This window comes from Engelhardtia mirabilis, from assembly GCF_007748095.1.
Classification (GTDB): domain Bacteria; phylum Planctomycetota; class UBA1135; order UBA1135.
The window spans coordinates 3,350,948-3,374,821 of sequence record NZ_CP036287.1 but is presented as its reverse complement, the minus strand read 5'-3'; the positions used below and the strand labels follow the sequence as shown (position 1 = coordinate 3,374,821).

21 protein-coding genes are annotated in these 23,874 nt (G+C 70.5%); 5 read left to right on the top strand and 16 right to left on the bottom strand.

The features are described 5' to 3' along the window. Position 1 precedes the first annotated feature (1 nt). Genes Pla133_RS12390 through Pla133_RS12375 form a run of 4 tightly spaced genes read right to left on the bottom strand, consistent with a single transcriptional unit; the run spans position 2 to position 4,898 of the window. Complete coding sequence (locus Pla133_RS12390; RefSeq protein WP_419192430.1) at positions 2 to 1,612, bottom strand: M28 family peptidase; 1,611 nt, start codon at positions 1,610 to 1,612, stop codon at positions 2 to 4. A 53-nt stretch (positions 1,613 to 1,665) separates the two neighbouring features. Then, positions 1,666 to 2,454 (bottom strand): MBL fold metallo-hydrolase, encoded by a 789-nt coding sequence (locus Pla133_RS12385; RefSeq protein WP_145065670.1) that lies wholly within the window; start codon positions 2,452 to 2,454, stop codon positions 1,666 to 1,668. A gap of 7 nt (positions 2,455 to 2,461) precedes the next feature. Continuing rightward, on the bottom strand, positions 2,462 to 3,511 hold the full coding sequence (gene galE, locus Pla133_RS12380; protein WP_145065668.1) for a UDP-glucose 4-epimerase GalE: 1,050 nt from the start codon (positions 3,509 to 3,511) through the stop codon (positions 2,462 to 2,464). A gap of 10 nt (positions 3,512 to 3,521) precedes the next feature. After that, a complete protein-coding gene (locus Pla133_RS12375; RefSeq protein ID WP_145065666.1) occupies positions 3,522 to 4,898 on the bottom strand; it encodes a 3-phosphoshikimate 1-carboxyvinyltransferase in 1,377 nt (458 codons plus the stop codon). A 10-nt stretch (positions 4,899 to 4,908) separates the two neighbouring features. Here Pla133_RS12375 and Pla133_RS12370 point away from each other — a divergent pair, with 10 nt between their 5' ends. The 3 genes from Pla133_RS12370 (at position 4,909) to Pla133_RS12360 (ending at position 7,506) form a co-directional block, all read left to right on the top strand. Continuing rightward, on the top strand, positions 4,909 to 5,859 hold the full coding sequence (locus Pla133_RS12370) for a phosphoribosylaminoimidazolesuccinocarboxamide synthase (RefSeq protein ID WP_145065664.1): 951 nt from the start codon (positions 4,909 to 4,911) through the stop codon (positions 5,857 to 5,859). 95 nt (positions 5,860 to 5,954) lie between these two features. Beyond that, positions 5,955 to 7,037 (top strand): S-methyl-5-thioribose-1-phosphate isomerase, encoded by a 1,083-nt coding sequence (gene mtnA / locus Pla133_RS12365; protein ID WP_145065662.1) that lies wholly within the window; start codon positions 5,955 to 5,957, stop codon positions 7,035 to 7,037. A gap of 142 nt (positions 7,038 to 7,179) precedes the next feature. Then, positions 7,180 to 7,506 (top strand): hypothetical protein, encoded by a 327-nt coding sequence (locus Pla133_RS12360; RefSeq protein ID WP_145065660.1) that lies wholly within the window; start codon positions 7,180 to 7,182, stop codon positions 7,504 to 7,506. A gap of 40 nt (positions 7,507 to 7,546) precedes the next feature. Here Pla133_RS12360 and Pla133_RS12355 read toward each other — a convergent pair whose 3' ends face one another. The 3 genes from Pla133_RS12355 to Pla133_RS12345 all read right to left on the bottom strand — a co-directional run bounded on the left by Pla133_RS12355 (position 7,547) and on the right by Pla133_RS12345 (position 10,625). Further along, positions 7,547 to 8,569 (bottom strand): CobW family GTP-binding protein, encoded by a 1,023-nt coding sequence (locus Pla133_RS12355; protein WP_145065658.1) that lies wholly within the window; start codon positions 8,567 to 8,569, stop codon positions 7,547 to 7,549. A gap of 4 nt (positions 8,570 to 8,573) precedes the next feature. Then, positions 8,574 to 9,818, bottom strand: coding sequence for a serine hydroxymethyltransferase (locus Pla133_RS12350; RefSeq protein WP_145065656.1), 1,245 nt, complete (start codon positions 9,816 to 9,818; stop codon positions 8,574 to 8,576). Between the two features lie 261 nt (positions 9,819 to 10,079). Beyond that, complete coding sequence (locus Pla133_RS12345) at positions 10,080 to 10,625, bottom strand: hypothetical protein (RefSeq protein WP_145065653.1); 546 nt, start codon at positions 10,623 to 10,625, stop codon at positions 10,080 to 10,082. Between the two features lie 293 nt (positions 10,626 to 10,918). Here Pla133_RS12345 and Pla133_RS12340 point away from each other — a divergent pair, with 293 nt between their 5' ends. Together Pla133_RS12340 and Pla133_RS12335 are read left to right on the top strand one after the other, a co-directional pair. Continuing rightward, on the top strand, positions 10,919 to 12,085 hold the full coding sequence (locus Pla133_RS12340) for a DUF1573 domain-containing protein (protein WP_419192429.1): 1,167 nt from the start codon (positions 10,919 to 10,921) through the stop codon (positions 12,083 to 12,085). Positions 12,086 to 12,117: 32 nt separating this feature from the next. Next, positions 12,118 to 13,905 (top strand): sulfatase family protein, encoded by a 1,788-nt coding sequence (locus tag Pla133_RS12335; RefSeq protein WP_145065648.1) that lies wholly within the window; start codon positions 12,118 to 12,120, stop codon positions 13,903 to 13,905. Between the two features lie 128 nt (positions 13,906 to 14,033). Here Pla133_RS12335 and tyrS read toward each other — a convergent pair whose 3' ends face one another. From tyrS to Pla133_RS12290, 9 genes are all read right to left on the bottom strand, one after another. Continuing rightward, positions 14,034 to 15,230, bottom strand: a complete 1,197-nt coding sequence (tyrS, locus tag Pla133_RS12330; protein WP_145065646.1) for a tyrosine--tRNA ligase — start codon at positions 15,228 to 15,230, stop codon at positions 14,034 to 14,036. A 77-nt stretch (positions 15,231 to 15,307) separates the two neighbouring features. Next, the gene (locus Pla133_RS12325) at positions 15,308 to 16,333 is read right to left on the bottom strand and encodes a hypothetical protein (RefSeq protein WP_145065644.1); all 1,026 of its coding nucleotides are present in this window, start codon (positions 16,331 to 16,333) and stop codon (positions 15,308 to 15,310) included. A gap of 4 nt (positions 16,334 to 16,337) precedes the next feature. Beyond that, positions 16,338 to 18,302, bottom strand: a complete 1,965-nt coding sequence (locus tag Pla133_RS12320) for a 30S ribosomal protein S1 (RefSeq protein ID WP_145065642.1) — start codon at positions 18,300 to 18,302, stop codon at positions 16,338 to 16,340. A 390-nt stretch (positions 18,303 to 18,692) separates the two neighbouring features. Then, positions 18,693 to 19,442 carry a lysophospholipid acyltransferase family protein gene (locus Pla133_RS12315; RefSeq protein WP_145065641.1) on the bottom strand — a complete coding sequence of 250 codons (750 nt, stop codon included), beginning with the start codon at positions 19,440 to 19,442 and terminating at the stop codon, positions 18,693 to 18,695. Then, entirely contained in the window at positions 19,423 to 20,070 is a 648-nt protein-coding gene (gene cmk / locus Pla133_RS12310) for a (d)CMP kinase (RefSeq protein WP_145065639.1), read from the bottom strand. The genes Pla133_RS12315 and cmk overlap by 20 nt, the downstream gene beginning before the upstream one ends. Before the next feature lie 69 nt (positions 20,071 to 20,139). Beyond that, on the bottom strand, positions 20,140 to 20,931 hold the full coding sequence (locus tag Pla133_RS12305) for a UDP-2,3-diacylglucosamine diphosphatase (RefSeq protein WP_145065637.1): 792 nt from the start codon (positions 20,929 to 20,931) through the stop codon (positions 20,140 to 20,142). Beyond that, entirely contained in the window at positions 20,928 to 22,295 is a 1,368-nt protein-coding gene (locus Pla133_RS12300; RefSeq protein ID WP_145065635.1) for a sigma-54-dependent transcriptional regulator, read from the bottom strand. Before Pla133_RS12300 ends, Pla133_RS12305 begins: the two co-directional genes overlap by 4 nt. An 8-nt stretch (positions 22,296 to 22,303) precedes the next feature. Then, the gene (locus Pla133_RS12295) at positions 22,304 to 22,801 is read right to left on the bottom strand and encodes a GGDEF domain-containing protein (protein WP_145065633.1); all 498 of its coding nucleotides are present in this window, start codon (positions 22,799 to 22,801) and stop codon (positions 22,304 to 22,306) included. Between the two features lie 276 nt (positions 22,802 to 23,077). Next, positions 23,078 to 23,806 (bottom strand): hypothetical protein, encoded by a 729-nt coding sequence (locus Pla133_RS12290; RefSeq protein WP_145065631.1) that lies wholly within the window; start codon positions 23,804 to 23,806, stop codon positions 23,078 to 23,080. Between the last annotated feature and the right edge of the window lie 68 nt (positions 23,807 to 23,874).

Here is a 23,874-nt window from a genome sequence, read left to right as displayed (position 1 = left end):
CTCAACGTGTTTGATCCTCGGGACGGTCGGGGACGTCGTCTTCCACGCCCAGGAGCCAGATCAGATTGAAGGCCAGTCGCGCCGAGCGCGCGATCTTGACCGGGTCTACCAGGTCGGGAGTGTCGCGCCAGGTGTGGTAGTCCTTGTTGTTCGAGATCGGAGTTTCTTCGAACAGGAACAGAACCGGGATCCCGGCCACGAAGAAGGGGTAGTGATCCGAGCGCATCCAGAGCTCGGCCCCCTCGCCCGTGATGACCTTCGACAGCCCCGTCTTCTCGAAGCGCTTGGCGCGGGTCAGCAGCCGGTCGAGGTCGCGCGACTCGTCGCTGCCGATCACGTTGACGGACTTGGCGCTGCCGCGGCCGAGCATGTCGAGGTTGACCATCGCGACCGCCTCGCTGGTCGCCAGCGGCACCCCGCGGCGCATTGAATCGACCAGGGCGCGACTGCCCAAGAGCCCGTCTTCCTCGCTGGAGAACACGGCCACGATGACGTCCCTGCGCGGCCGCGACAGGGACAGGGCCTGGGCCACCTCCAGCAGGGCCGACACACCGGAGGCGTTGTCGTCGGCGCCGGTGCCGATGCGGCCGCGCGGGTCGGCGCCGATGTGGTCCATGTGCGCGCCCAGGATCACCACCTGGCCGGCCAGAGCCTCGTCGGTGCCGTGCAGACGCGCCACGATGTTCGGCAACTCGACCTCCTGACGCGGGTCCACGTCGGCGGCCAGGTCGATCTCGACCTCCGGTGTCTCGACCCGCACCGGCTTGCCGCCCTCGTCGATCTCGGCCAGGGTCTGGTCGTACAGGTCCCCGAGCAGCTTGCGGGCCACGGCCTCGCTGATCTCCAGGGCCGGGATCGAGCTGTCGAGCTCGGCGTCAGGCCGCTCGCCGTTCCAGATGGCCCAGGTGCGACGAAAGCCCATCGGCTGCATCTCTGGCCAACCCTCGGGCCGCTCCACGTCCGCCGGCGGGTCGCGGCGGACCACCAGGGCCCCCACCGCTCCCTCGTCCGCCAGTCGATCGAGCTTGCGATAGACATTGGCCGCGGGGGTCAGCTCTGGACCGTCCAGCGCCTTGGGATGGCGGGGCTCCCCGTGGGCGAAGATCGCGACCTTGCCCTTGAGCGGCAAGCCACGCACCTCGTCGAAGCCGCGCACACCGATCCCGTAGCCGCAGAAGACGAGCTCGCCCTTGGCCTCGCCCAGGGCAGCCGGCAGCGGGACGAAGTCCACGCCCAGCTTGAACTCGTCCAGTCCCGCCTCGCCGCGCGCGCCCAGGCGGCAACCGCCGGCGTTGGGACCTGGCAGCTCGCGGGTGTAGCCGTGCACGAAGCCCCCGTCGAAGGCTCCCTCGAAGCCCCACTGGCCCAGGAGTCCGGCGATGTAGTCCGCCGTGAAGCTCAGGCCCTCGCTGGGGCTGTCGCGGCCCTCCAGGTAGGGGCTGCAGAGCAGGGTCAGGTGGGCCTGAACGTCCTCCTCGACGATGGACTCGAACCCCGGGAGGTGAGCTTCCTCGTCCGCCGCGACCGCGGGCCCCCTGGCGACCGTGAAGGCCACGGCCAAGGCGCAGGGGGAAGCCACCCAGAACCAAGTCGGTCTCGTCAGGGCATCCATGCGCTGCATTGTCGAGTCCTGGGTCGGCTCGGACCAGGGTCCAGCGCGGCCGGTCAGTGGAGTGGGACGCGCAGACCGTCGAAGGCCGTCGCAATCGGGCCCGCGAACACCCGTCCGGCGCAGTTGGCGGCGTCGTCGGGGTCGAGCTGCGGATAGCAGTGCGTGAGCAACAGGGCCCGCGCGCCCGCCGCGGTCGCGATGCGTCCGGTCTGCGTCGGCGTCAGGTGGTGCTCGGACTCCTCCCCATCGGGGAAGGCCGACTCGCACAGGAACAGATCCGCGCCGCGGGCCGCGCGGGCCAGGCCGGGCGTCGGCCCGCTGTCGCCCGAATAGGCCAGTACGAAGCCCCCGGGCAGGGTCAGGCGCCAACTCAGCGCGTTGGGCGTGTGGCCGTTGAGATGACCCTCCCCGACCAGGTCGGCGCGCTCGAAACCGAGGCTCCCGTCCTGTCCTGCCGCGAGCTCTGTCACCGTCCGCGCGGGGTCCTCGACGTGGCGACCCAGGGCCGCGGGCGCACGCTCGATCAGGTCCGTCAGGCCGGGCGGGCCGAGGACCTCGAGCTGCGGGACGGCGCCCAGGTTCGGGTTGCGCCGCGCGAAGGCGAGGGCGAAGAGGTCCAGGCAGTGGTCGGTGTGGAAGTGGCTGAGCACGACCCGCTCGATCTGCTCGACGCCGATGCCCACCGCGCCCAGACTGCGCACGGTGCCGGGACCGCAGTCGACCAGGGTCCACGCGGCGCCCGATCTCGGCCGCAAGGCGTAGCCCGAGCACCCGTGCCCGGCGCGCGGCAGGATCGTGCCCGAGCCCAGGACGACCAGCTCGGCGGAGGGCGATGGGGCCATGGAGCCCTCAGGCCCGGTAGCCGTCCGGGTTGCCCTGGTGCCAGCGCCAGGCGTCCTCGAGGATCGTCTTCAGCTCCGAGCGCTTGGGCTCCCAACCGAGCACGTCGCGGGCGCGCGTGCCGCCGCTCACGAGCTGCGCCGGATCGCCCTCGCGGCGCCCGGTGACCTCAGCCGGAACCGCGTGGCCGGTCACCTCGCGCGCCAGCTCGATCAACTCGCGGACGGTGTAGCCCGTCCCCGTCCCCAGGTTGCAGACGATTCGATCGGCTCCCTGCTGGATCTGGGCCAGGGCGCGCAGGTGCGCGTCGGCCAGGTCGACCACGTGGATGTAGTCGCGCACGCAGGTGCCGTCGCGGGTCGGGTAGTCCTCCCCGAACATCATGATCTTCTCGCGTCGCCCCTGGGCCACCTGCAGCACCAGCGGGATCAGGTGCGTCTCGGGCTCGTGGTGCTCGCCGATGTCGCCCTCGGGCGACGCGCCCGCGGCGTTGAAGTAGCGCAGGGCCGCGAAACGCAGGCCATAGGCGTGGGCGAAGTCCTCGATCATGTGCTCCATGTGGAGCTTGGTGCGCCCGTAGGGGTTGATCGGGGACTGGGGGTGGGCCTCGGTCATCGGGATCTCGACCGGCTCGCCGTAGGTGGCGCAGGTCGAGCTGAAGACGATCGAATCGACTCCCGTGGCGCGCATCACCTCGAGCAGCTCGAGGGTGTAGCTGACGTTCTCGCGGTAGTACTTGGCCGGATCGGTAACCGACTCGCCCACGTAGCACTTGGCGGCGAAGTGGATCACCCCCGAGGGCTTGGTGCGCTCGAACAGCTCGCGCAGGGCCGCGGGATCGCCCAGATCGACCCGCTCGACCTTGGCCTTGCCCCGCGACGCCCGCTCGGCGGCGGGCAGATGGCCGGTGCTCAGGTTGTCGAGCACGATCACCTCGACTCCCGCATCGACGAGCTGGCGGACGCAGTGGCTGCCGATGTATCCGGCGCCGCCGGCGACCACGACGGGCCCGGTGGGGATGGACGGGAGCGTGTCGGAGGGGGCTTCGCTGGCGCTCATGGCGAGCATGTTAGCCGCGGCGGCGTGCGCCCAGGCGCTCGAGATCGTCCCAGAAGCCCGGCCAGGACTTCGCAACGGCGTCCGCGCCGAGCACGCCCACTCCAGGTCGCACCAGCCCCAGGAGGCCGAAGGCGAAAGCCATGCGATGGTCCCCGGCCGCATCGAGCAAGAGCGACTCGTCCGTTCGAGGCCGGTGCCCCCGCGCCAGGGGCGCGATGGTCAGGTGATCGGGACCCGCTTCCACGGCGAGCCCCATGGCATGCAGGCCTTCTGCCAGCACCTCGATGCGCGAGCTCTCCTTGCCCGCGAGGGTGCCGAGCCCGTCGAGTCGCGTGGGCGCCGAGTCCGGATCGGCAAGGGCCAGGGCGCCGGCCACGGCCGCCAGCACCGGTGCCAGGTCGGGCTCCCCGGCGAGATCGACGCAGGCCGGGTGACGCGGATGACCACGGGCCCAAAGGCGCTCGCCCTCCGCGCCGGTCTCGCAGCCGAAGGCACGCAGGTGCTCGACGATGCGCACGTCCCCCTGGATCGACTCGAGGCCCAGGCCGCTCACTTCGAGCTCGCCGCCGCTCAGGCAGGCGGCCGCCAGGGCGACTGCAGCCGCGGAGGCATCGGGCTCGATCCGCAGCGGGTTCGCGGGGGCCACCAGTTCGCCGCCGATACGCCACAGGCCGGACCCGTCGGCCGACTCCGGCGGATCGACGCTGACGCCGAAGGTGGCCAACACGCCGGCCGTGAGCTTCAAGTAGGGCAGGCTCGGCACGCTCCCCTCGACCCGCACCACGCGTTCGCCGCCCAGGGCCGCACCGGCCAGGACCAGCGCCGTGAGCTCCTGGCTGGAGCTGGGGTCGCGCAGAACCAGCCGGTCCCAGTCCGCGAGCCGATGGATGCCCAAGGGCCAGGTCCCCGGGCCCGGGATCTCCAACTCCGCACCGGCCTCGGTCAGGGCGCGAGTCAGGGCGAGACTGCGGCGCTGCGCCAGGGAACTGTGGTTCCAGGCGTTCAGGACGTGCTTGTGCTCCGGTTCCACGCAGAGCGCCAGCAGACCGGTCCCGAGGCGCGCCAGCGTGGCCGACTCCCCGAGTTGAATCACATAGCCGGCACGCGGATGCGGCAGGGGGCGCCCCGTGACCTCGGTCAGGACGCGGTCGTAGCCGGGCCTCGGTTGGCCCATCAGGACTGCCGCCGCGCCGCAAGCAGCGGTGACGTCGTCTCCGGCGCCGAGGCGGCGGAACACGGTCCTGCCCCTCGCCAGCGCCGCAGCCAGGAGAGCCCGCTGGGCGATCGACTTGGACGGCGGCGTCCGCAGGCGACCCTGGACGGCACCCCCGGGGAGGAAGCCGTCGACTCTCCGCCCCGCGTTGTCTGTCGATTGCTTGCCTGACATACTCAGCCCGATGTCCCGACCGATCGAGCAGGGCGGAATCTACCTCGGCGCACGCACCGCTAGCCAAGTCGCTGCGCCCGGATCCAAGGGCCCTGGCGGCCTGGCCCTGGTTGCCGCGGGCAAGGTGCGCGATCTCTACGACCTCGATCGCGATCACCTCCTTTTCGTGACCTCGGACCGCGTGTCGGCCTTCGACGTGGTTCTGAACGAGGGGGTTCCCAACAAGGGGCGCGTCCTGACAGCCGTCGCGACCTGGTGGTTCGAGCAGACGCGGGACGTGATCGAGAACCACCTGGTGAGTACCTCGGTCGACGATGTCCCCGGCCTCAGCGCCGCCGAACGCGAGACCCTGGCCGGGCGCATCATGATCGTCCGGCGCACGCGACCGACCAGCGTCGAATGGGTCGTGCGCGGCTACCTCGCCGGTTCGGGTTGGAAGGAATACCAGCGCACGGGCGGCCTGTGGGGCCAGGAGCTCCCGAGCGGGCTCGAGCACGCGGCGGCCCTGCCCGACCCCATGCTCACCCCCACCACCAAGGACGACGCCCACGACCTGCCCCTGAGTCTCGACCAGGCCCGCGAGCGAGTCGGCGACGAGGTCTACGCCCAGGCCGAGCGGGCCGCCATGGCGCTCTTCCGCCGCGGATCCGAGGTCCTGTCCCAGCGCGGTCTGTTGCTGGCGGACACCAAGTTCGAGTTCGGGCTCATCGGCGACGACTTGATCCTGATCGACGAGGCCCTGACCCCGGACAGCTCGCGCATGTGGCCCGTGTCCCAATGGCAGCCCGGGACGAACCCGCCGGCCTACGACAAGCAGCCCCTGCGCGACTGGCTGGAGACCCTGGACTGGAACAAGCAGCCGCCCGCCCCCGTGGCCGACCCGGCGGTGCTCGAGCGGCTCTCGCTGCGCTACGTCGAGTTGTGTGAGCGACTCACCGGCCGTCGGCTCTCGAGTCTCTGAGCTTCGCGGGCGCCGGCCGAGCCCGTCCAGCCCTCCCCCCCCCCTCCGACCCCGGCTGCGACCACGGGGTAGACTCCCCCCGAAAGGTCCCCTCCATGCCTGCTGTTCAGACGATCACCTGGGAGGGCGCGCTGTCCGGACACGCGCGCCTCATCGAACAGACCCTCCTGCCCGAGCGCACCGAGTACCTCGACGTGCGCGACGTGCCGGGCATGGTCGACGCCATCTACCGCCTGGCCGTGCGCGGGGCGCCGGCCATCGGGGTCGCCGCGGCCTACGGCGCCGTGCTTGGCATCCAGAACGAGACCGGGCGCTCGGTGCCCGACCTCTTGCGCCACCTGGACGAGGTCTGCTCGACCCTGGCGGCTGCCCGGCCCACCGCGGTCAATCTGTTCTGGGCCCTGGAGCGCATGAAGCGCCACGCGGCCGCCGTCGCGGGCGGCTGCGCCGACGGCCGTGCCCTGGCGGAGGAGCTCCTGGCCGAGGCCCAGCGGGTCCACGCCGAGGACGCCGACCAATGCCGCCGCATGGGCGAGCACGGCGCGGAGCTGATCCGTGACGGCATGACCCTTCTGACCCACTGCAACGCAGGCGCCCTGGCGACCGGAGGCATGGGCACGGCCCTGGCGCCGATGTACGTCGCCGCCGAGCAGGGCAAGAAGATCTCGGTCTTCGCCGACGAGACACGGCCCCTGTTGCAGGGTGCCCGCCTGACCTCCTGGGAGCTGAACCAGGCCGGGATCGACGTCAAGGTCATCACCGACGGCATGGCAGGCCGCGTGATGTTCGAGGGCCGCGTCGACGCGGTCTTCGTGGGCTCGGACCGCATCGCGCGCAACGGCGACGTCTGCAACAAGATCGGCACCTACACCGTGGCCGTGCTGGCCGCCCGCCACGGGGTGCCCTTCTACGTGGTGGCGCCCGTCTCGACCTTCGACGCGGCCACCGACTCGGGCGACCTGATCCCGATCGAGGAGCGCGCAGCCGAGGAGATCACCAACGGCTTCGGGCGTCGGACGGTGCCCGAGGGCGTAGGTGTCTACAACCCGGCCTTCGACGTCACGCCGGCGGAGCTGGTCACGGCCATCGTCACCGAGCACGGCCTGATCGAACGACCGAACATGGCCAAGGTCGAGGCGCTCCTGCGCCAGGCCGGAGCCATGGCGCCGGCTAGCTGACCCGCGCGGACCGCGCGCGCTTTCTTGTCCGCCGGGGCAGGAAGCACGTTCGGATCGTGCTTGGACTTCAGACGGGCCCTGGGGCTCGCCGATGGGCCCCCTTGCGGTGCTGAACCAGCGGCGCCCCCAGCCCCCAAGCGCGATGACGTCCAAGCCCTCCGAGAACCAACCGCCCAAGGCCGCCAAGGCCATGGTCTCCAAGCCCGACGAGATGGAGAACGAGGTGGTCGAGTTCATCTCGGCCATCGACGAATTCAAGCGTCGGAACATGGTCAAACACTTGCCCCTGGGCAGCGTGCTCGAGGTCGTGCGCGGCCTCGGCTACGCCAGCGGGGTGCGATCCAAGGACGACGAGCAGCGGGTCCAGAAGGCGATCGACGACTACCGCGAGACCCACTCGCGCCTGTTCCCCAACTGGAGCGAGGTCTGGCACGTGCTGCGCGAACTCGGCTACCAGCGCAGCGCCTGACGGCGGTGGGCCTAAGTCGCCGCTCGGCCACCGATGACGCTCAGGCCATCAACTTGGCCCAGCCGCGACGCAGCTCGTCCTCGTCGAGACCACGCCCGATCAGCACCAGGCGGGACTGGGCCGGAGCGCCGCCCTCGCCGGGCCCGATCTCCAACCACTGATAGACGCCCTGGGCGACCACGGCGCGCGCCGGTTGTTCCGCGCAGCGCAGGATGCCCTTGAGGCGCATCAGGTCCAGGTCGCGGCGCGAGGTCAGGTGTTGCAGCCAGATCTTGACCGCGTGCAGGCTCAGGGGGCTGTCGGCGGTCAGAGCCACCGTGCTCACGTCGGGCGAGTGGGTGGTCCCCGCCCCTTGCAGCTCGAGCATGGCCACCGGCTCGCCCGACTCGGGAGCCGCGCCGAAGATCGGCGCCGACTCGACAGCGTCGGTCCCCAGGACCAAGTCCAGATCGACCTGCCCCCGCTCCGCTCGCACCACCCGAGCCAAGGCATTGCGGGACGCGACCGCGGCCGCGGCGGCCTCCACGACCTCGGGCGAGGCCCGGTCCACGTGCCCCAGGACGACCAGCTCCGCGTAGGCCAACTGTTCCGCGGCCTCCGGATGCCGCTCCAGCTGCAGCACCAGGTCCGGTGCGGAGGCGAGAGCAACGACCCGCTCGATACGTGTCTCCACCCGCAGTCGGTCGTCGAGCAGGAAGGTCTGCAGCACCGGTCCGGGCGACGCCAGGCCGGAGAGCTCCACGGCCAAGCGGTCGAAGCGCAGTCGCCGCAGGAACCCGCTGCGCCGGGCCAGGAGCTTGGTCACCGTCCGCGCCAGGTCACCGCGCACGGTGCAGCACAGGCAGCCATTGCGAAGCTCGACCACGTCGTCGTCCGCGCCGACCACGAGCGAGCCGTCGATGCCCAGGTCTCCGAACTCGTTCACGACCACGGCGGTTCGCCCCGCGGCCTCACTGGAGAGGATCCGGTTGAGGAGCGTGGTCTTGCCGGCTCCGAGGAAGCCGGTCAGCAGGGTGACCGGCACCACGCCCGCGGCGGACTCGCGCGCTCCCCGAAGCGCCAAGGCCTCAGACCGCGGCCGTGGGGTAAATCGGACGCGCCACGGCCAACTCGGCCACCTCGGCCTTGACCCGAGCGCGGATCCCCGCGTCCTCGGGAGCGTCCAGCACGTCGGCGATCCAGTGGGCCATGCGGCGCACGTCCTCCCCGCCCAGGCCGCGGGTCGTGATCGCAGCGGTCCCCAGGCGCACGCCCGAGGTCTTCATCGGCGGCTGTGCGTCGAAGGGGATCAGGTTCTTGTTGCAGGTCAGATCGACCGCGTGCAGGGCATCCTCGGCCACGTCGCCGGTCAGCCCGACGGAGCTGACGTCGACCAAGAGCAGGTGGTTGTCGGTGCCCCCGGAGACGATCCGCAGCCCGCGCTCGCCGAGGGTCTCGGCCAGGATGCGCGCGTTCGAGAGCACCTGATCGATGTAGGTCTTGAACTCGGCGGATGCGGCCTCGCGGAAGGCGATGGCCTTGGCCGCGATCACGTGCATCAAGGGCCCGCCCTGGCCGCCGGGGAAGACTGCGCTGTTGACCTGCTTGCCAAAGTCCTTGGTCGAGAGGATCAGCCCGCCGCGGGGCCCGCGCAGGGTCTTGTGGGTGCTACTCGAGACGACGTCGGCGTGGGGCACCGGGCTCGGGTGGGCGCCGGTGGCGACCAGACCCGCGATGTGGGCCATGTCGACCAGCAGCTTCGCCCCCACCTCACGCGCGATCTCCGCCAGGGGCGCGAAGTCGATCGTGCGCGGGTAGGCCGAGCCCCCGGCGACGATCACCTTGGGGCGCAGGTCCTGCGCCATGGTCCGCACCTGGTCGATGTCCAGCCGCTCGTCGTCCCGGCGCACGCCGTAATGGTGGAACTTGTAGAACACCCCCGACGCGTTCTTGGGGTGGCCGTGGCTCAGGTGACCGCCGTGGTCGAGGGACATGGCCAAGATGTCGTCGCCCGGCTCCGCCATCGCCATCAGGGCGCCGATCGTCGCCTGGGTCCCGCTGTGCGGCTGGACGTTGGCGCGCTCGGAGCCGAACAGCTCCTTCACGCGGTCACGGGCGATGGTCTCGACCTCGTCCACGTACTCGCAGCCGCCGTAGTAGCGACGGCCCGGATAGCCCTCCGCGTACTTGTTCGTGAGCACCGTGCCCATGGCAGCGATGACCTCGAGCGAGGCGTGGTTCTCGGAGGCGATCAGCTCGAGCTGAGCCTCCTGGCGGCGGGCCTCGGCGTCGATCGACGCCCAGACCGTGCTGTCGGTTCGGGGGGCAGACATGGGGAGAGCCTTGGTCCGGGGGTGGAGCGCCGGAGTCTATCCGCGGCGACCCGCGCACCGGCCCATCGATCCACACCGGCAATCAATCGGGAGGCCCGTGCGCTCGGCACCTGCCCGAGCACCTGGTCCGGGACTCCGGATCGCGGACCGGGCAGGCGGAACGAAGCAGGGCGCGGGTCGACGTTGCCGACCCGCGCCCTGCTCCTGTCCGGCAACCCGGGTTCCCGTCCTGGACGACCCGCGTCCCCGAGATCCTCGGTCCTAGAGCCCCGTGTAGTCCGGGTGCTTCGGGTGCAGGTGCTGAAGGTTCTCCGGGAGGTCCTCGGGGTTGTTCGCGTGCTTGACGCTCGCCATGCGCTGGGCCAGCTCACCCGGCTCCCAGTTCTCGAGGGTCACCCGGGCGCCCTGGGCGTCGTCTGGGCTCTTGAGCTTGATCGCGTCCGGGTGGATCCGGGAGGGCGTCGAGTAGGCCTTGGCGTAGATCGGCACGCCCCCGTGGCCACGGCCAACGAAGATCTTCTTCTCGACGTAGTAGCGGGTGCCGAAGGGGTCCACGTGGGCCGTCACGGCTCCGGTGTCGCCCATGTGTCCCCAACGCTTGTCCAAGAAGTCCGCCGCCGCGGTGTCCTCCTTGGCGTCCCTGGGGGCCCGCAGGCGCTCCTTGCGCTGCTCCGAGGTCTCCTTGGAGCGCGTCTGGGGCAGGGCGCTGTCCCCAGCGCCTTCACGCCCGGGGACGATCATCGCGAGCACCACGCCGAGCACGATCGCGGCGGCGCCCCAGATGACGAATTGTTTGGTCTGGTTCATGGCTGGATGGGAGGCGCCCAGGGCGCGGTGGCGAAGTGTACGACGCGCGGGCGCGGCTGTTGGTGCCGAGATTCCGAGGCCTTACGCGGCCCCACGAGGGTGCCCCACGCACCCCGGGCTGCTAGCTCCGATGGACGCCACGCCCTTACCCCTGGCTGGCTGCAACCACGCCCCTGCATGATGTCTACCCCATGAATCGGCCCCTGCCCACCGCGACCGACAGCCCCTCTTCGGAACCGCTCAGCCCCCACAGCCCCCACAGCCCTCACAGCCCCCGGGGCCTGGCTGGGCTCGTGCCTGAGCTCCGCTCCGCGCTCATTGCCTGCCTCCCGGCAGGCCTACTGGCCGGAGCCCTGCTCTGCGGTGGATGTGGCCCGTCGAGCTCCGTCCCCGACCGCGAGCCGGCGGGCCTGGTCTTCGTCGCTGGCGGCACCCCCGCCGACCCGCAGATCGAGGGGTCACGGGCCAGGCCGGGCTTCCACGACTTCGGCGAGGTCCCGCAGGGCTCCGTCCTCGAACACGCCTTCGAGTTCGTCAACACCGAGTCCCTGCCCGTCACGGTGCAGCGCGCCAGCGCGAGCTGCAGTTGCACCATTCCCTTGGTCGAGGCGATCACCCTGGACGGGCAGCGCATCGAGGGTGACACGAGCGATCCGAACGGGCTGATCCAGGTCCCGCCGGGTGCGACCCTGCGAGTGGTCCTACGCATCGACACCGCCGTGGTTCACGAGGCCAACCGCGACAAGCTGGTCACCGTCCGCATGGTGACCGACGCGCCCAAGTCGGCCTTCATCAGCCTCGAGGCGCACCTGATCGCTGTGCGCGACCTGACGGCCGTCCCGGACGTCGCCGACCTGGGCAGCGCCCCTGCGTCGATCGGCGGAACCATGGACGTGTCCATCGGTCGTGCGGGGCCGGCGCGGCTGACTCCCGTCGAGGTGCTCGAGGCACCAGAAGGTTGGGTGGTCTCCTTGGGCGCCGACCCCCGATCCCTCGACCATTGGGTCATGACCACAACCCTCTCGCCGGGCCACGACGAGGGCTTCGCAGGCGGTCTGGTGCGCCTCTCCACGCAGGACGATGCGGGTGATGCCGGGCCCCCATTCGAGTTCCCTGTGCGGGCCCTGGTGGTGCCCGACATCCAGGTCTCGCCCCCCAATGTCGCCCTGCGCGCCTTCGAGGGTGGCCTGCAGCACGAGGTTCGGATCGTCTCGCACTTGCCGGGACACCACTTCCGGGTGGACGCGGTCGAAGTCCTCCCCCTGGACCTCGTCGACGTGGAAGTGGAAGCCGTCCCGGTCAGGCCCACCGCGAGTGGTTCCGCATCGGCCTGGGACCTGCGGGTGCGCGTCGCGAGCCCGCGACCCGGAATCGAATACGAAGGGCGCTTGCTCGCGCAGCTCGACGACGCACAGTATCCGTCGATCGAGATCCCCTTCGTGACGGTCTCGCGCCCCTGAGCGACCTCGCTCGAGACGCCCCTCCGCGCGCCATGCCCCGATTCGCCCCCGCCCGACCCCGCCCGTCCCTCAGCCCTGACGGGTCCGCGGCACTCGCCGTCCGGCTCGGCAGGGCTCGCAATCTCGCCGTCCGGCTCGGCAGGGCTCGCAATCTCGCCGTCCGGCTCGGCAGGGCTCGCAATCTCGCCGTCCGGCTCGGCAGGGCTCGCAATCTCGCCGTCCGGCTCGGCAGGGCTGGCGCCCTCGTCGGCCTGGGTGGTGGGCTCATTGCCTTGACCGGGTGTGGCAAGGGAGCGCCGCCGCAGACAGTGGTGCTGATCTCCTTGGATACCACCCGGGCGGACCTGCTGCGCTTCGACGACAACCTGCTGGCGCCGCGCATGACCGAGTTGGCCCAGCGCGGCACGGTCTTCGACCAGGCCATCTCGGGCACCAGTTGGACCCTGCCGTCCCACGCGCAGATGTTCACTGGCCAGCCGCCCATGCTGCACGGGGTCCAGGACGACAACGTGCGGATCGACCCGCTCACCCCGACCCTTCCGCAACTGCTTTCGGAGGCCGGCTTCAAGACCATCGGCGCCTACAGCGGCCCCTACCTGTTCAGCGAGTTCGGCTTCGGCCAGGGCTTCGACGACTACGGTTGCGCGATGACGGGCGGGACCGAGCTGGAGGCCCGCTGGCAGCAGGCGGTCTCACGCGGCGACGACATCAACGCCGTCAACCAATGGATGATGGCCGACGTGCAGTCCCACCGGGACGTGTCGTCGCCGGAGGTAGTGCGGCGAGCCGGGGCCGGTGCCAAGGCCGCAGGCGACGACGACCTGTTCGTCTTCGCCCACTTCTTCGACCCCCACTACGACTACGTTCCGCCGGCGCCCTACGACACGCGCTTCGACCCCGACTACGAGGGCACGCTCGACGGGCGGGACTTCTACGCGAACCCCCGCATCTTCGACGCCGAACGCAACCCCTTGGCCCTGCCCGCGCGCGACCACGAGCACTTGATCGCGCTGTACGCCGGCGAGATGGCCTGGACCGACGACCACGTCGGCCAGTTGCTGGACCAGTTGGCGGCCCAGGAGCGCCTGGACCAGGCCTGGATCCTGATCACCGGCGACCACGGTGAGGAGTTCTACGACCACGGGTCCTGGGGCCACCGCCACTCGCTCTACGACGAGCAGTTGCGCGTGCCACTGTTGGTAGTGCCGCCGGTCGGGAGCTTCGAGGAGTTGCCCGCGCGCAGCGAGCTGCAGGTCAGCCTCAGCGACGTGGCACCGACCCTACTGGAAGCTGTCGGGCTGCCGATCCCCGAGCACGTCTTCGGACGCTCCCTGCTGCCGATCCTGCGCGGGGAGCAGTTGCCGGAGCTACCCGCCCTCGCGAGCCTTCGAACTCGGCCGCGGGTCATGTCGAGCGCCGCAGAGGGCGCTGTAGCCAAGCACGTGGTGACGGACTGCTACCGCACGCCGACCGAGAAGCTGATCCGCCGCTTCTCCGTCAAGCAGGGCGAGAAGATCCGCCTGCTCTCGGCCGCCTGGTACGACCTGGTCGACGATCCGCTGGAACAGAACCCCGTCGGGGACCTGTCCGATCCGCGCCTGGTCGCAGCCTGGGGGCAGCTCGAGCAGGAGAACGACAAGCTGCGCCAGCGCCACGCGGCGTTGACTTGGTCGAGCGACGACGCTCGCGCCACCAGCGCCAAGAAGATGTTCACCGGTCAGATGCAGGCCCTCGGCTACGTGGACGAGGGCGGCGGAGACGGTCCGGACCTGAACCCGCCCTGGGGTTTGGGCCCGATCCCCGCCGTGCCCCTGCCTTGAGCGACAGGAGCGGCGGCCCCCGGCGCGGCTGGTGGCGATGGCTGGCGATGACCTCGACCTCGCTGGTCGGCCCTCTCAGGTGGAATAGCCCGGGTGAGGCTGTCTGACGCCCGCTCCGCGTTGGCGACTCAGGCCTTGGCGCTGACCCGGGCGAAGCGGCGCTTGCCGACCTGGATCAGCAGCGGGGCCGCGGGCGGCACTAGCAGGTGCTTGGGGTCGGACACGACCTCCCCATCGAGCCGCACCGCACCCTGTTCGATCAAGCGCCGCGCGTCGGAAGAACTCTGCGCGAGCCCCACGCCGCGCAGCAGCACGGGCAGGGGCAGGCCATCCGCGCTCCACTCACCGTCGAAGACCACGTCGGGGATGTCGTCGGGGAGCTGCTTGTCGCGGAACTGGGCGATGAAGGCCTCGCTCTCGCGCTGACCGATCTGCGGCGAGTGGAAGTAGCCCACGATGCGGCGCGCCAGCTCGTGCTTGGCCTCGTTCGGGTGCCCGGCCAGGAGCGCCTCGATCTGGGCGGGGCTCGCGTCGGTCAGGAGCTCGAACCACTGGCCCATGACCTCGTCGGGGATCCGCATGATCTTCCCGAACATCTCCTTGGGCTCCTCCGTGACGGCGATGGCGTTTCCGTAGGACTTGCTCATCTTGCGACCGTCGGAGCCGTTGATCAGGGGCGTCGTGAAGCACACCTGCGGCGACTGGCCCTCCTGCTCCTGGAGCGTGCGCCCGAACAGCAGGTTGAACAGCTGGTCGGTTCCGCCGAGCTCCACGTCGGCCCGGATCTCCACCGAGTCCCAGCCCTGTAGCAGTGGGTACAAGAGCTCGTGCATGCCGACGGCCTCGCCGGCCTTCATGCGCTGGTCGAAGGTGTCGCGCTCGAGCATGCGGGCCACGGTCGTGCGCCCACAGAGGGCCAACAGGCCGCCGAAGTCCAACTTGTCGAACCAGTCCGAGTTGCGGTGGACCTCGGTGCGCTCCATGTCGAGCACCTTGCCGGCCTGGTCGATGTAGGTCGCCAGGTTGATCTCGACCTGCTCGCGGGTCAGCTGCGGGCGCAGCTTGTTGCGTCCGGTGGGGTCGCCGACCATCGCGGTGCTGCTGCCGACGATCAGCACGATCTGGTGCCCGAGGTCCTGCAGGGCACGCAGCTTCATCAGCGGGATCGCGTGCCCCACGTGCAGGTCCGGGGAGCTGGGGTCCATCCCGAACTTGATCCGCAGGGGCCGACCCAGGGCCAGCTTCGCGCGCAGCTCCTGCTCGTCGATCAGGTCGACGACACCGCGACGAAAGACGGCGAGGTGCTCTTCGATGTCGGTGGCCATGCCCCGGATTCTGACGCCTTGGCAGGCAGGCACAAGGCTGCGCCGGCCCGAGGGGCGGGCGTCACCAGCCCCGCGACTCAGCGCGGAAGAACCAGCGCCGCCGCGCCGTCCGCAGCGGGCGGTCGACTCCAGGCGGCCAAGTAGCTGCGCCACGCTCGCGGATCGCTCCCGGGTGTGATCGCGTCGGTCAACCAGCGCAACGCCGGCGACGCCGCGGAGACCTGGTCGTCGGACCAGCCCGGCACGGCCGCGGCGAGAAGATCGACCGAGAGCCTGCGCTCCGAGGGCGCTACGCGCACCGCGCGCTCGAGCAGGGCCGGAAGGAAGACGTCATCGGGCAATTCCAGGACCCGAGGGTCGCTCACGTAGTCGACCACCGATCCGGGCGGGACGGCCTCCGGGGGGAGGAACCCCGCGATGCTCGTGCGCTCGGCCTCGCGGATGGCCAGGTCCTGGGCGGGAAGCAGCTCGCCGTTGCGCTCGATCCAGGCCCCGGCAGGATGCAGCTCGAAGTGCTCGCGCACGGCGAGGGCGCCGCCCACGGCCCGGGGATACTCGCCCAGGAAGGCCACCTGCTGCCCGCCCGCCGGCACCTCGATCACCGCCAAGTCGGTGCGCACGTCGCCCCGACGGTTGCGCGACTCCAGCCCGCCCGGGCTGACCGCGTAGGTCCGGCGCACCAGGGTCGGGGGCATGAAGTGCACCGTCACCGGCACGGGGAGCGTGCTGGACGCTACGAACTCCAACCGAATGTGGTTGGGCAGCTCTCCCGAGCTGCAGACCAACCGCAGGTCGAGTTGCGACACGAACTCGCGACCGTCCAGGATCCGCCGGTAGACCTGGGCGGCCTCCTCGACCTCGGGGATCGGATCCCGGGCCAGGATCCCGGTCAGGATCCCCCGGGCCACCGCGTCCTCGCCATCGGCAACGGCCAGGCGCAACTGCTCGAGGGCCTCCACGTCGGCCGGGGGGATGGCGGCCCGCTGCTGCTTGGGCGCGGGTTCGACCACCATCTCTCCGGGCATCTTGCAACTCACCGACAACCCGAGCGCAAGGGCGACCACCAGGGCAGTCCGACCTACGCGCTCGAGTCGTCGGTGCATCGGATCACTGGCCTTCCGGCTTGGTCTCCGCGTCGGCCTCGGGCTCTTCCGCAACAGCGGCGGCACCTGCCTCGGGCTCGCCGGCAGCCTCCTCAGCAGCGGGTTCGTCCGTCCCCGCTTCTTCGGTCGCCGTTTCCGAGGCTCCGGCCTCGGCCAGCGCCTCAGCCGGCGCCTCGGCGGCATCCGCCTCGGGTGCCGACTTCGTGACCACGCTGGCCTCGATGTTGATGCCCTCGCCCATGACCACTTCGCCCGCGTTGGCAGCCTCGAGCTCGGCGGCCTCGGCCGCCTTCGCTTCGGCGATCACCTTGGCGTTCTCGTCGAAGTCGGCGTGCACGAAGGAGAGGCCGATCTTGCGCTCCTCGATATCGACGCGGATGACCCGCACTTCGATCTTCATGCCCGGCTTCACGATCTCCTCGGGGCTCGTGATCTTGTGATCGGAGAGCTCGGAGATGTGCAGCAGACCCTCGAGGTCCTCCTCGAGCTTCACGAACACACCGAAGTTGGTGATCTTCGTGACGTAGCCCGAGAGCAGGTCGCCGACGTGGTAGTTGCTCGGGATGACGTCGAGCCACGGGTCGGGAGACAGTTGCTTGAGGCCCAGGGCGATGCGCTTCTTCTGCGTATCGACCGAGAGCACGACGCACTGCATCTTGTCGCCCTTGCGGACGACCTCCGAGGGGTGGCTGACCTTCTTGGTCCAGCTCATGTCGGACACGTGCAGCAGGCCGTCGATGCCCTCTTCGATCTCGATGAAGGCGCCGTAGGACGTGAGGTTGCGAACCGTGCCCTCGATGACGGTGCCCGGCGGGTACTTCTCGAGCGCGAGGTCCCAGGGGTTCGCCTCGGCCTGCTTCATGCCGAGCGAGATCTCCTGCTTGTCCTTGTCGATCTCGAGCACCACGACCTCGACGTTGTCGCCGATCTTGACCAGCTCCGAGGGGTGGTTGACGCGGCGGGTCCAGGACATCTCGGAGATGTGAACCAGACCTTCGACCCCGTCCTCCAGCTTCACGAAGGCGCCGTAGGTCATAAGGTTGACGACCTCGCCCACGTGCTTGGAGTTGACCGGGTAACGGGAGTCGATGCCCTCCCACGGGCTGGCCGACTTCTGCTTGAGACCGAGGGCGATGCGCTCGCGGTCGAAGTCGACGCGCAGCACCTTGACCTCGAGCTGCTGACCCATCTCGACCATCTGCGAGGGGTGCTGGATGCGGCCCCACGACATGTCGGTGATGTGCAGCAGGCCGTCGATGCCGCCCAGGTCGACGAACACGCCGAAGTCGGCGATGTTCTTGACCGTGCCGATGCGGACCTGATCCTCGGAGATGTCCTTGAGCAGGGTCTCCTTCTGACGCTGACGCTCTTCTTCCAGCAGCTTGCGCCGGGAGATGACGACGTTCATGCGCTCCGGATCGATCTTGATGATCCGCGCGCGGATGGGCTCGCCGATGAAGTCGGAGATGTCGTGGGTACGGCGCAGGTTGACCTGGCTGGCCGGCAGGAAGACCGGCACCCCCTCGACGTCGACCAAGAGGCCGCCCTTGATCTTGCGCAGCACCACGCCGTGGACTTCGTCGCCCTCTTCGTGGTTGTCGTGCAGAGCCTCCCAAGCGCGCTGGCGGTCGGCCCGGCGCTTGGAGATGTTCGCGGTGTCGTCTTCGTTGAGACCGCCGTAGTAGACCTCGTAGGTCTGGCCAGCCTCCGGCATCGTGTCGCCGAACTCGGAGAGGGACAGGTTGCCCTCCGCCTTGCCCCCGATGTCCATCACGACCTGGCCGGTGCGCTCGTCGACGGAGTCGACCAAGGCCTGCACGATGGTGTCTGGCTGCAGCTGTTTGACAGAGCTGGCCAGCTTCTCGGTGTATTCCTCTTCGTTGAGGTCGCCGAGCGCTTGCAGCAGCTGGGCGTCGAGGTCGGCCGGGTCGAGCTCGAATTCTTTGATCCGGCGGTGGGCTAGGGACATTCGTCGAGACGGGGCTCGCGAAGCGCAGTTCGAGCGCACAGACGTCCCTGTTCCACGGCTACGCGAGCCGGGAGGGCGTCATGCTCGGACGGGCGCGGTCAGCGCGACGGGGGATCGCGGGGCGAGCGGGGCTGGAGGTCGGTGGGCGGATTCGTTGGCGTTCTGGAGCGGATCCGGGCCATGCGCGGCCCCCGGCGGGACCCGGTCGCACCAAAACGAGCCGGAGAGGATGACTACTCGACCGGCTCACGCCCAGGGGCGAGGGCAGAGAAATAGAGCCGGGCGGGGTGCGGCCCGTTCGTGGGGCACGTCGTCCCGGCCCCCCCGGAGCGACCCCGGACAGCCCGGTCCAGTCTCGTCCCGGCCCGCGCCGCCCCGGTCGGGGGCTACCTAGCGGACCACCGCTCCGCCATCCGCGTCAGTCTCCGCCGAACCCGCGTCGGCCAGGATCACGGGCTGGCCGGCCTCCGCCAGCATGCGCGCCACCTCGCCCCGGGCGACCTCCATGGCGTCCCTGCGGGAGCTGTCGATCGGGTCCCCGTACACCGCTCGAACCCTCACCAGCCGCGGCCGGCCCCCAGACGGCAGAGCGCGGTCGGTCCCCACCAGGGCGACCGGAACGATCGGTGCGCCGCAGCGCCGCGCGACGAGGGCCGCGCCCCCCTTGAAGGGCCCCAGGCTCCCGTCCCGCGACCGGCGCCCCTCGGGGAAGATCGCCACCACGTCGCCGGCGCGCAGGTGCGCCTCGATCTCCACCAGGGCCGCGCGATCGGGCGTACCGCGGCGCACCAGGACCGCGCCGCAGCGACCCATGAACCAATCGAGAAAGCGGCTCTCGGCCAGGGTGTGGCGGGCGACGTAGCAGACGTGCCGGTACAGACCCGTTCCGATCAGCGGGATGTCCAGGTACGAGCGGTGGTTGGCGACCAGGATCACGGGACCGGCCGGCACCTTCGAGATGTCCACCAGGCGCGCTCGGAAGACGACCCGGCAGGAGAGCCAGCTCAGGATCCAGCCGATCGCGTAGATCGGCCCCACGCGCGTGACCACGGATCCGCCGCCGCCTGCCGACGGAGTGGTCGACTTCGGGCCGGGTGCGGCCGTGGCCGGCTCCCCCACCTCAGGACCGCCGCTCTTCAACGAGGGCCAGGATACGGTCCACCACCGCGTCGACCCCCAGGCCGTCGGTCAGCACCAGGGCCGCCTGCGGGTCGTAGCGCAGTGGCGAGTGGGCGCGACCGGAGTCGTGGGCATCCCGGGCCCGCAGGGCGGCCTCGATGCGCTCGACCTTGTCGGGCCGGCCCACCTCCGCGGCCCTCCGCCTGGCCCGCTCGGCAGGCGAGGCGTCCAGGTAGACCTTCAGGTCGGCCTGGGGGAAGACCACCGTGGTCGTGTCGCGGCCCTCGGCGACAACGTCGCCCAGGCGCTCGGCCACGGCCCGCTGCTGGGCCACGATCGTCTCGCGCACCCCGGCGTGGGCCGACACCTCCGAGACCCGCAGGTTCACGTCTTCGCTGCGAATTGCCGGATCGGTGGGCGCGCCGTCGACGGTCATGGTCCCGTCGGATTCGAAGCCGATCTCGAGCGAGCGCGCGGTCGCGGCACAGGCCTGGGCGTCGGACGGATCGATCCCGCGTTGGAAGCAGGCCAGGGTCACCGCACGGTACATGGCGCCCGTGTCGAGGAAGGCCGCACCCAAGCGCTCCGCCAGCCGGCGGGCGACGGTGCTCTTCCCCGCTCCGGCGGGTCCATCGATGGCGATGATCATGGCTTGGGACGACAGTGCCGGGTTGGCCGAGGCCGTGGCGACAAAGGATCGAGCAGGGGGCGCGATCGATCAAGGCGACGGGGGAAGATCGCGGCTCGCGGACCCGCGAATCTCGCCCTGGCCGCCGACCTGGAGCAGGTCGCGCCCCGCCCCGAAGGCGTCCACCACCAGCCAGCGCGGGCCACCGTCCAACTGCTCGTCGCGCCACTCGTGGGCGTGCCCACAGATCAAGACGCCGCAACGGGTCTCGGCACAGAGGTCCCGCACGGCGTCCGGCTGCTGCTGAGCCTCCGCGCGGGGCTTCGTCTCCAAGGCCGTGCGCGAGGCGCGCCGCAGCCGCCGGGCCAGGCCCTGGGAGATCGCCAGGGGCAGGCGCGGCGCGAGCCAGGTGAGGGCCCGCGAGCGCAGCACCCGACGCAGGCGCTGGTAGCCCACGTCCAGGGTGCAAAGCTCGTCACCGTGGACGATCAGCGCACGGCTGCCGCCGGGCAGGACCCCGATCAGGCCCTGGGATCGCACCCGCGCCCCGGTGGCCTGCTCGAAGCGTGGGCCCAGAAGGAAGTCCCGATTCCCGGGGATCACGTCGATCGCGCAGCCCGCCCCGACCCGCGCGCGCAGGGCCTCGAGCACGGCGCGGCCTCCGGGCGTGCGAGCCTGGGCGTCGCCGACCCAGTACTCGAAGAGGTCGCCCAGGACGATCAAGCGCGGGGGATCCGGCAGACCCCCCAGCCAATCGGCGAAGCCGCGCGCGGCCCCGTCGAGCTCCACGTCCAGGTGCAGGTCCCCGATCAGCAGGGTCCCAGCCGACAGCTCGAGCTCGGGGCGCCGGTCGGCCGCCGCCTGTGCGCCGGCGGCACTCATTCCTCCACGTCGATGCCGTGGTCCTTGAGCTTCTCCCACAGCACCTTGCGCGAGATCCCGAGCAGCTCCGCACTCTGCGTCCGGTGCCCCCCGGTCAACTCCAGGGCCCGCCGCAGGTGTTCAGCCTCGGCTTCCCGCAGTACCTCGCGCAGGGGCGCGATGGTCTCCGGGACCTCCGTGGCGCCGCGCCATCGATCATCGATCGGCAAGAGGTGCTCGCGCGCCAACTCACGCCCATCGCCCCGCAGGGCCAGGGCGCGCTGGATCGCGTTCTCCAGCTCCCGCACGTTGCCCGGCCAGGGATAGCGCTCCATCAACTGCAGGGTCGTGCGCGCGATCGTCGGCGGCGCCTCCCCCGCCGTCCGCGGCTGGAAGTAGCGCTCGATCATGGCCTGGGCCAGGAGCGCCACGTCGCCGGCGCGATCGCGCAGGGGCGGCAGGGGCAGGGGCACGACGTTGATCCGATAGAAAAGGTCCTCGCGGAAGGTCCCGCCACGCACGGCCTCGCGCAGGGGCACCTTGGTGGCCGCGATGACGCGCATGTCGACGGTCTGGGTGCGCTCGCTGCCCAGGCGCTCGAAGGTGCGCTCCTGCAGCACCCGCAGCAGCTTGACCTGCACCGTCAGGGGCATGTCGTCGATGTCGTCGAGGAACAGGGTGCCGCCACCCGCGAGCTCCACGCGCCCCTTCTTCTCGCGATGGGCGTCGGTGAAGGCCCCCTTCTCGTGGCCGAACAGCTCGGCCTCGAGGAGGCTCTCGGGCAGGGCCGCGCAGGAGAGCGCGATGAAGGGCCCGTCGGGGCGCGAGCTCAGCCGGTGCAGGGCCAGGGCCACGCGCTCCTTGCCCGTCCCGCTCTCACCCTCGATCAGGACCGTCGCTTCGGTCGGGGCCACCGTCCTCAAGCGGTCGAAGACCTTCTGCATCGCGGGCGAAGCGCCGACCAGCCCTTCGATCGACTCGAGCCGTTGCAGCCGCTGTTTCAGCTCACGGTTCTCGGCCTCGATCTCCCTCGAGCGCCCGAAGCGCCCGACCAGGTCGACCACCGCGTCGTTGCGGAAGGGCTTCTGCACGTACCAGGCCGCGCCCTTGCTCATGGCCTCGACGGCTTGGTCGACGCTGGCGTAGCCGGTGATCAGGATCACTGCGCGGGTCGGATCCAGGGCCACGGACCGCTCCAGCACCGCCATGCCGCCCTTGCCGGGCATGCGAATGTCGGTCAGTACGAGGTCAGGCGCGTCCGCCTCGAGGCTGGCCAAGGCCGCATCAGTGTCCGACACGTGTACGACCTGATGCCCAGCATCGGTGAGCGAGTCGGTCAGGGTCACAGCGATGGTGACTTCATCCTCGGCCAGAAGGATCTTCATCCGGGGTCTCAGGCCACTTCGGCAGGGCTGACGTGGACGACCCGGTCGCCACCCGCGGCGACCGCCTGCTCGAAGGCGGCGTCGGCGGCGTCGACCAGGGCGTCGAAGAACAGGGTGTTCGAGTCCTCGAAGCAGGTCGAACCCACGCTGACCGTGACCGGAAGCTTCTGGCCGGCGACCGTGACCTCGAGCTCGTGCGCCGCCTGGACCAAGCGCGCGCCCAGGGCCTGCGCGCCAGACGAGTCCGTGTGCGGCAGGACGGCGACGAGCCTGTCGTCCACCAGGCGCCCGAGGTGGTCGCAGGCACGGGTGCGTGCGACCAGCATGTCGGTCACCTGGGCCACGACGTCGTCGGCCGCCTCGAAGCCGTGGCCGACGCGCACCTTCTCGATTCCGTCGACGCGGATCACCAGCCCACCGAGTGGGTAGGAATAGCGCTGGGCACGCGAGAACTCGACACGCATCAGGTGTCGAATCTGGGTCAGCGAGAAGAGGTCCTGGGCCATGCGCCGGGTGCTCCGGGGGTCAGTGGGAGGGGCGCGGAACGGGCCGCGCCGAGTCGGGGCAACATACGGCAAGCCCCCACCGGGACCATGGCTGGAGCCGACACAATGGCCGCGGGGGCAGCCCTGATGGGCCGGCTGCCGGACTGGAGGGATGGCGAATGCCGTGCCGGCCTTGTGAGCCCTCTGCGAGCCCACCTCGGCTGCGTGGATCGGTCGTGTGGATCGGTCGTGTGGATCGGTCGTGTGGATCGAATCGTCGGCCCCCGACCGGCGGCCTCACCCGCGGAACAGAACGACGTCGAGCACGGAGTCGAGGAACCCGTCGAGCTCGACCCCCTGGAATCGGGCCACGAGCAGCCCGATCGAGAAGACGAAGGCAAAGAACAGCACGATCACGAGTTGGGTCAAAGCGTAGGCGAAGACGTTCCGACCGGCCTGGCGGGTCGCCCGGGCTGCCCCGCGGGCCCCGCGCAGGGTCGGCTGCATCAGCAGGTCGCGGCCCAGGCGACCCGCCCGCTCGACCAGCGCCGGGTCCTCGTCGGGCACGCCGCTGGCCGCGTTGATCTCGGCGGCCGCCGCCGCGGAGTTGAAGGAGCCGGCGACCACCGCTTCCTGCCAGCGCTTGGCGGCCTTCTTGTCAGCGCGGCCCATCTCGGCCAAGAGGCCCGCCTTCAAGCGCTGCCAGGCCTCTGGCGCCGGCGCCGGCGGAAGCGCCACTTGGTCGAGAGTCGCTTCGGACTCGAAACGCAGGCGCAGGCCGGCCCACTCGATCACGAGCCCGTCGGCCAGGCTCGCGCGCTCGACCGTCCTGCCGTCCACACGCAGTTCGGCCGAACCCGCGGGGCGCTCGACGAGGCCCTCGGCCACGTGGAAGCGCAGGGTCCCGGAGGCCAGTCCGGGCAGGACGCGATCCGAACCGGGACCGCCGACAGTGACGGGGACATCGGGTAGCTCGACTGTCCGTTCCGCGGAGCCGTCGCTTCCGAGCAGGGATAGGTTCGCCATGACGAGATGTCATAACCCGCGAACCCAGCGCCGTTGCACACCTATAATTCGAACCTGGCCGGCAGCCG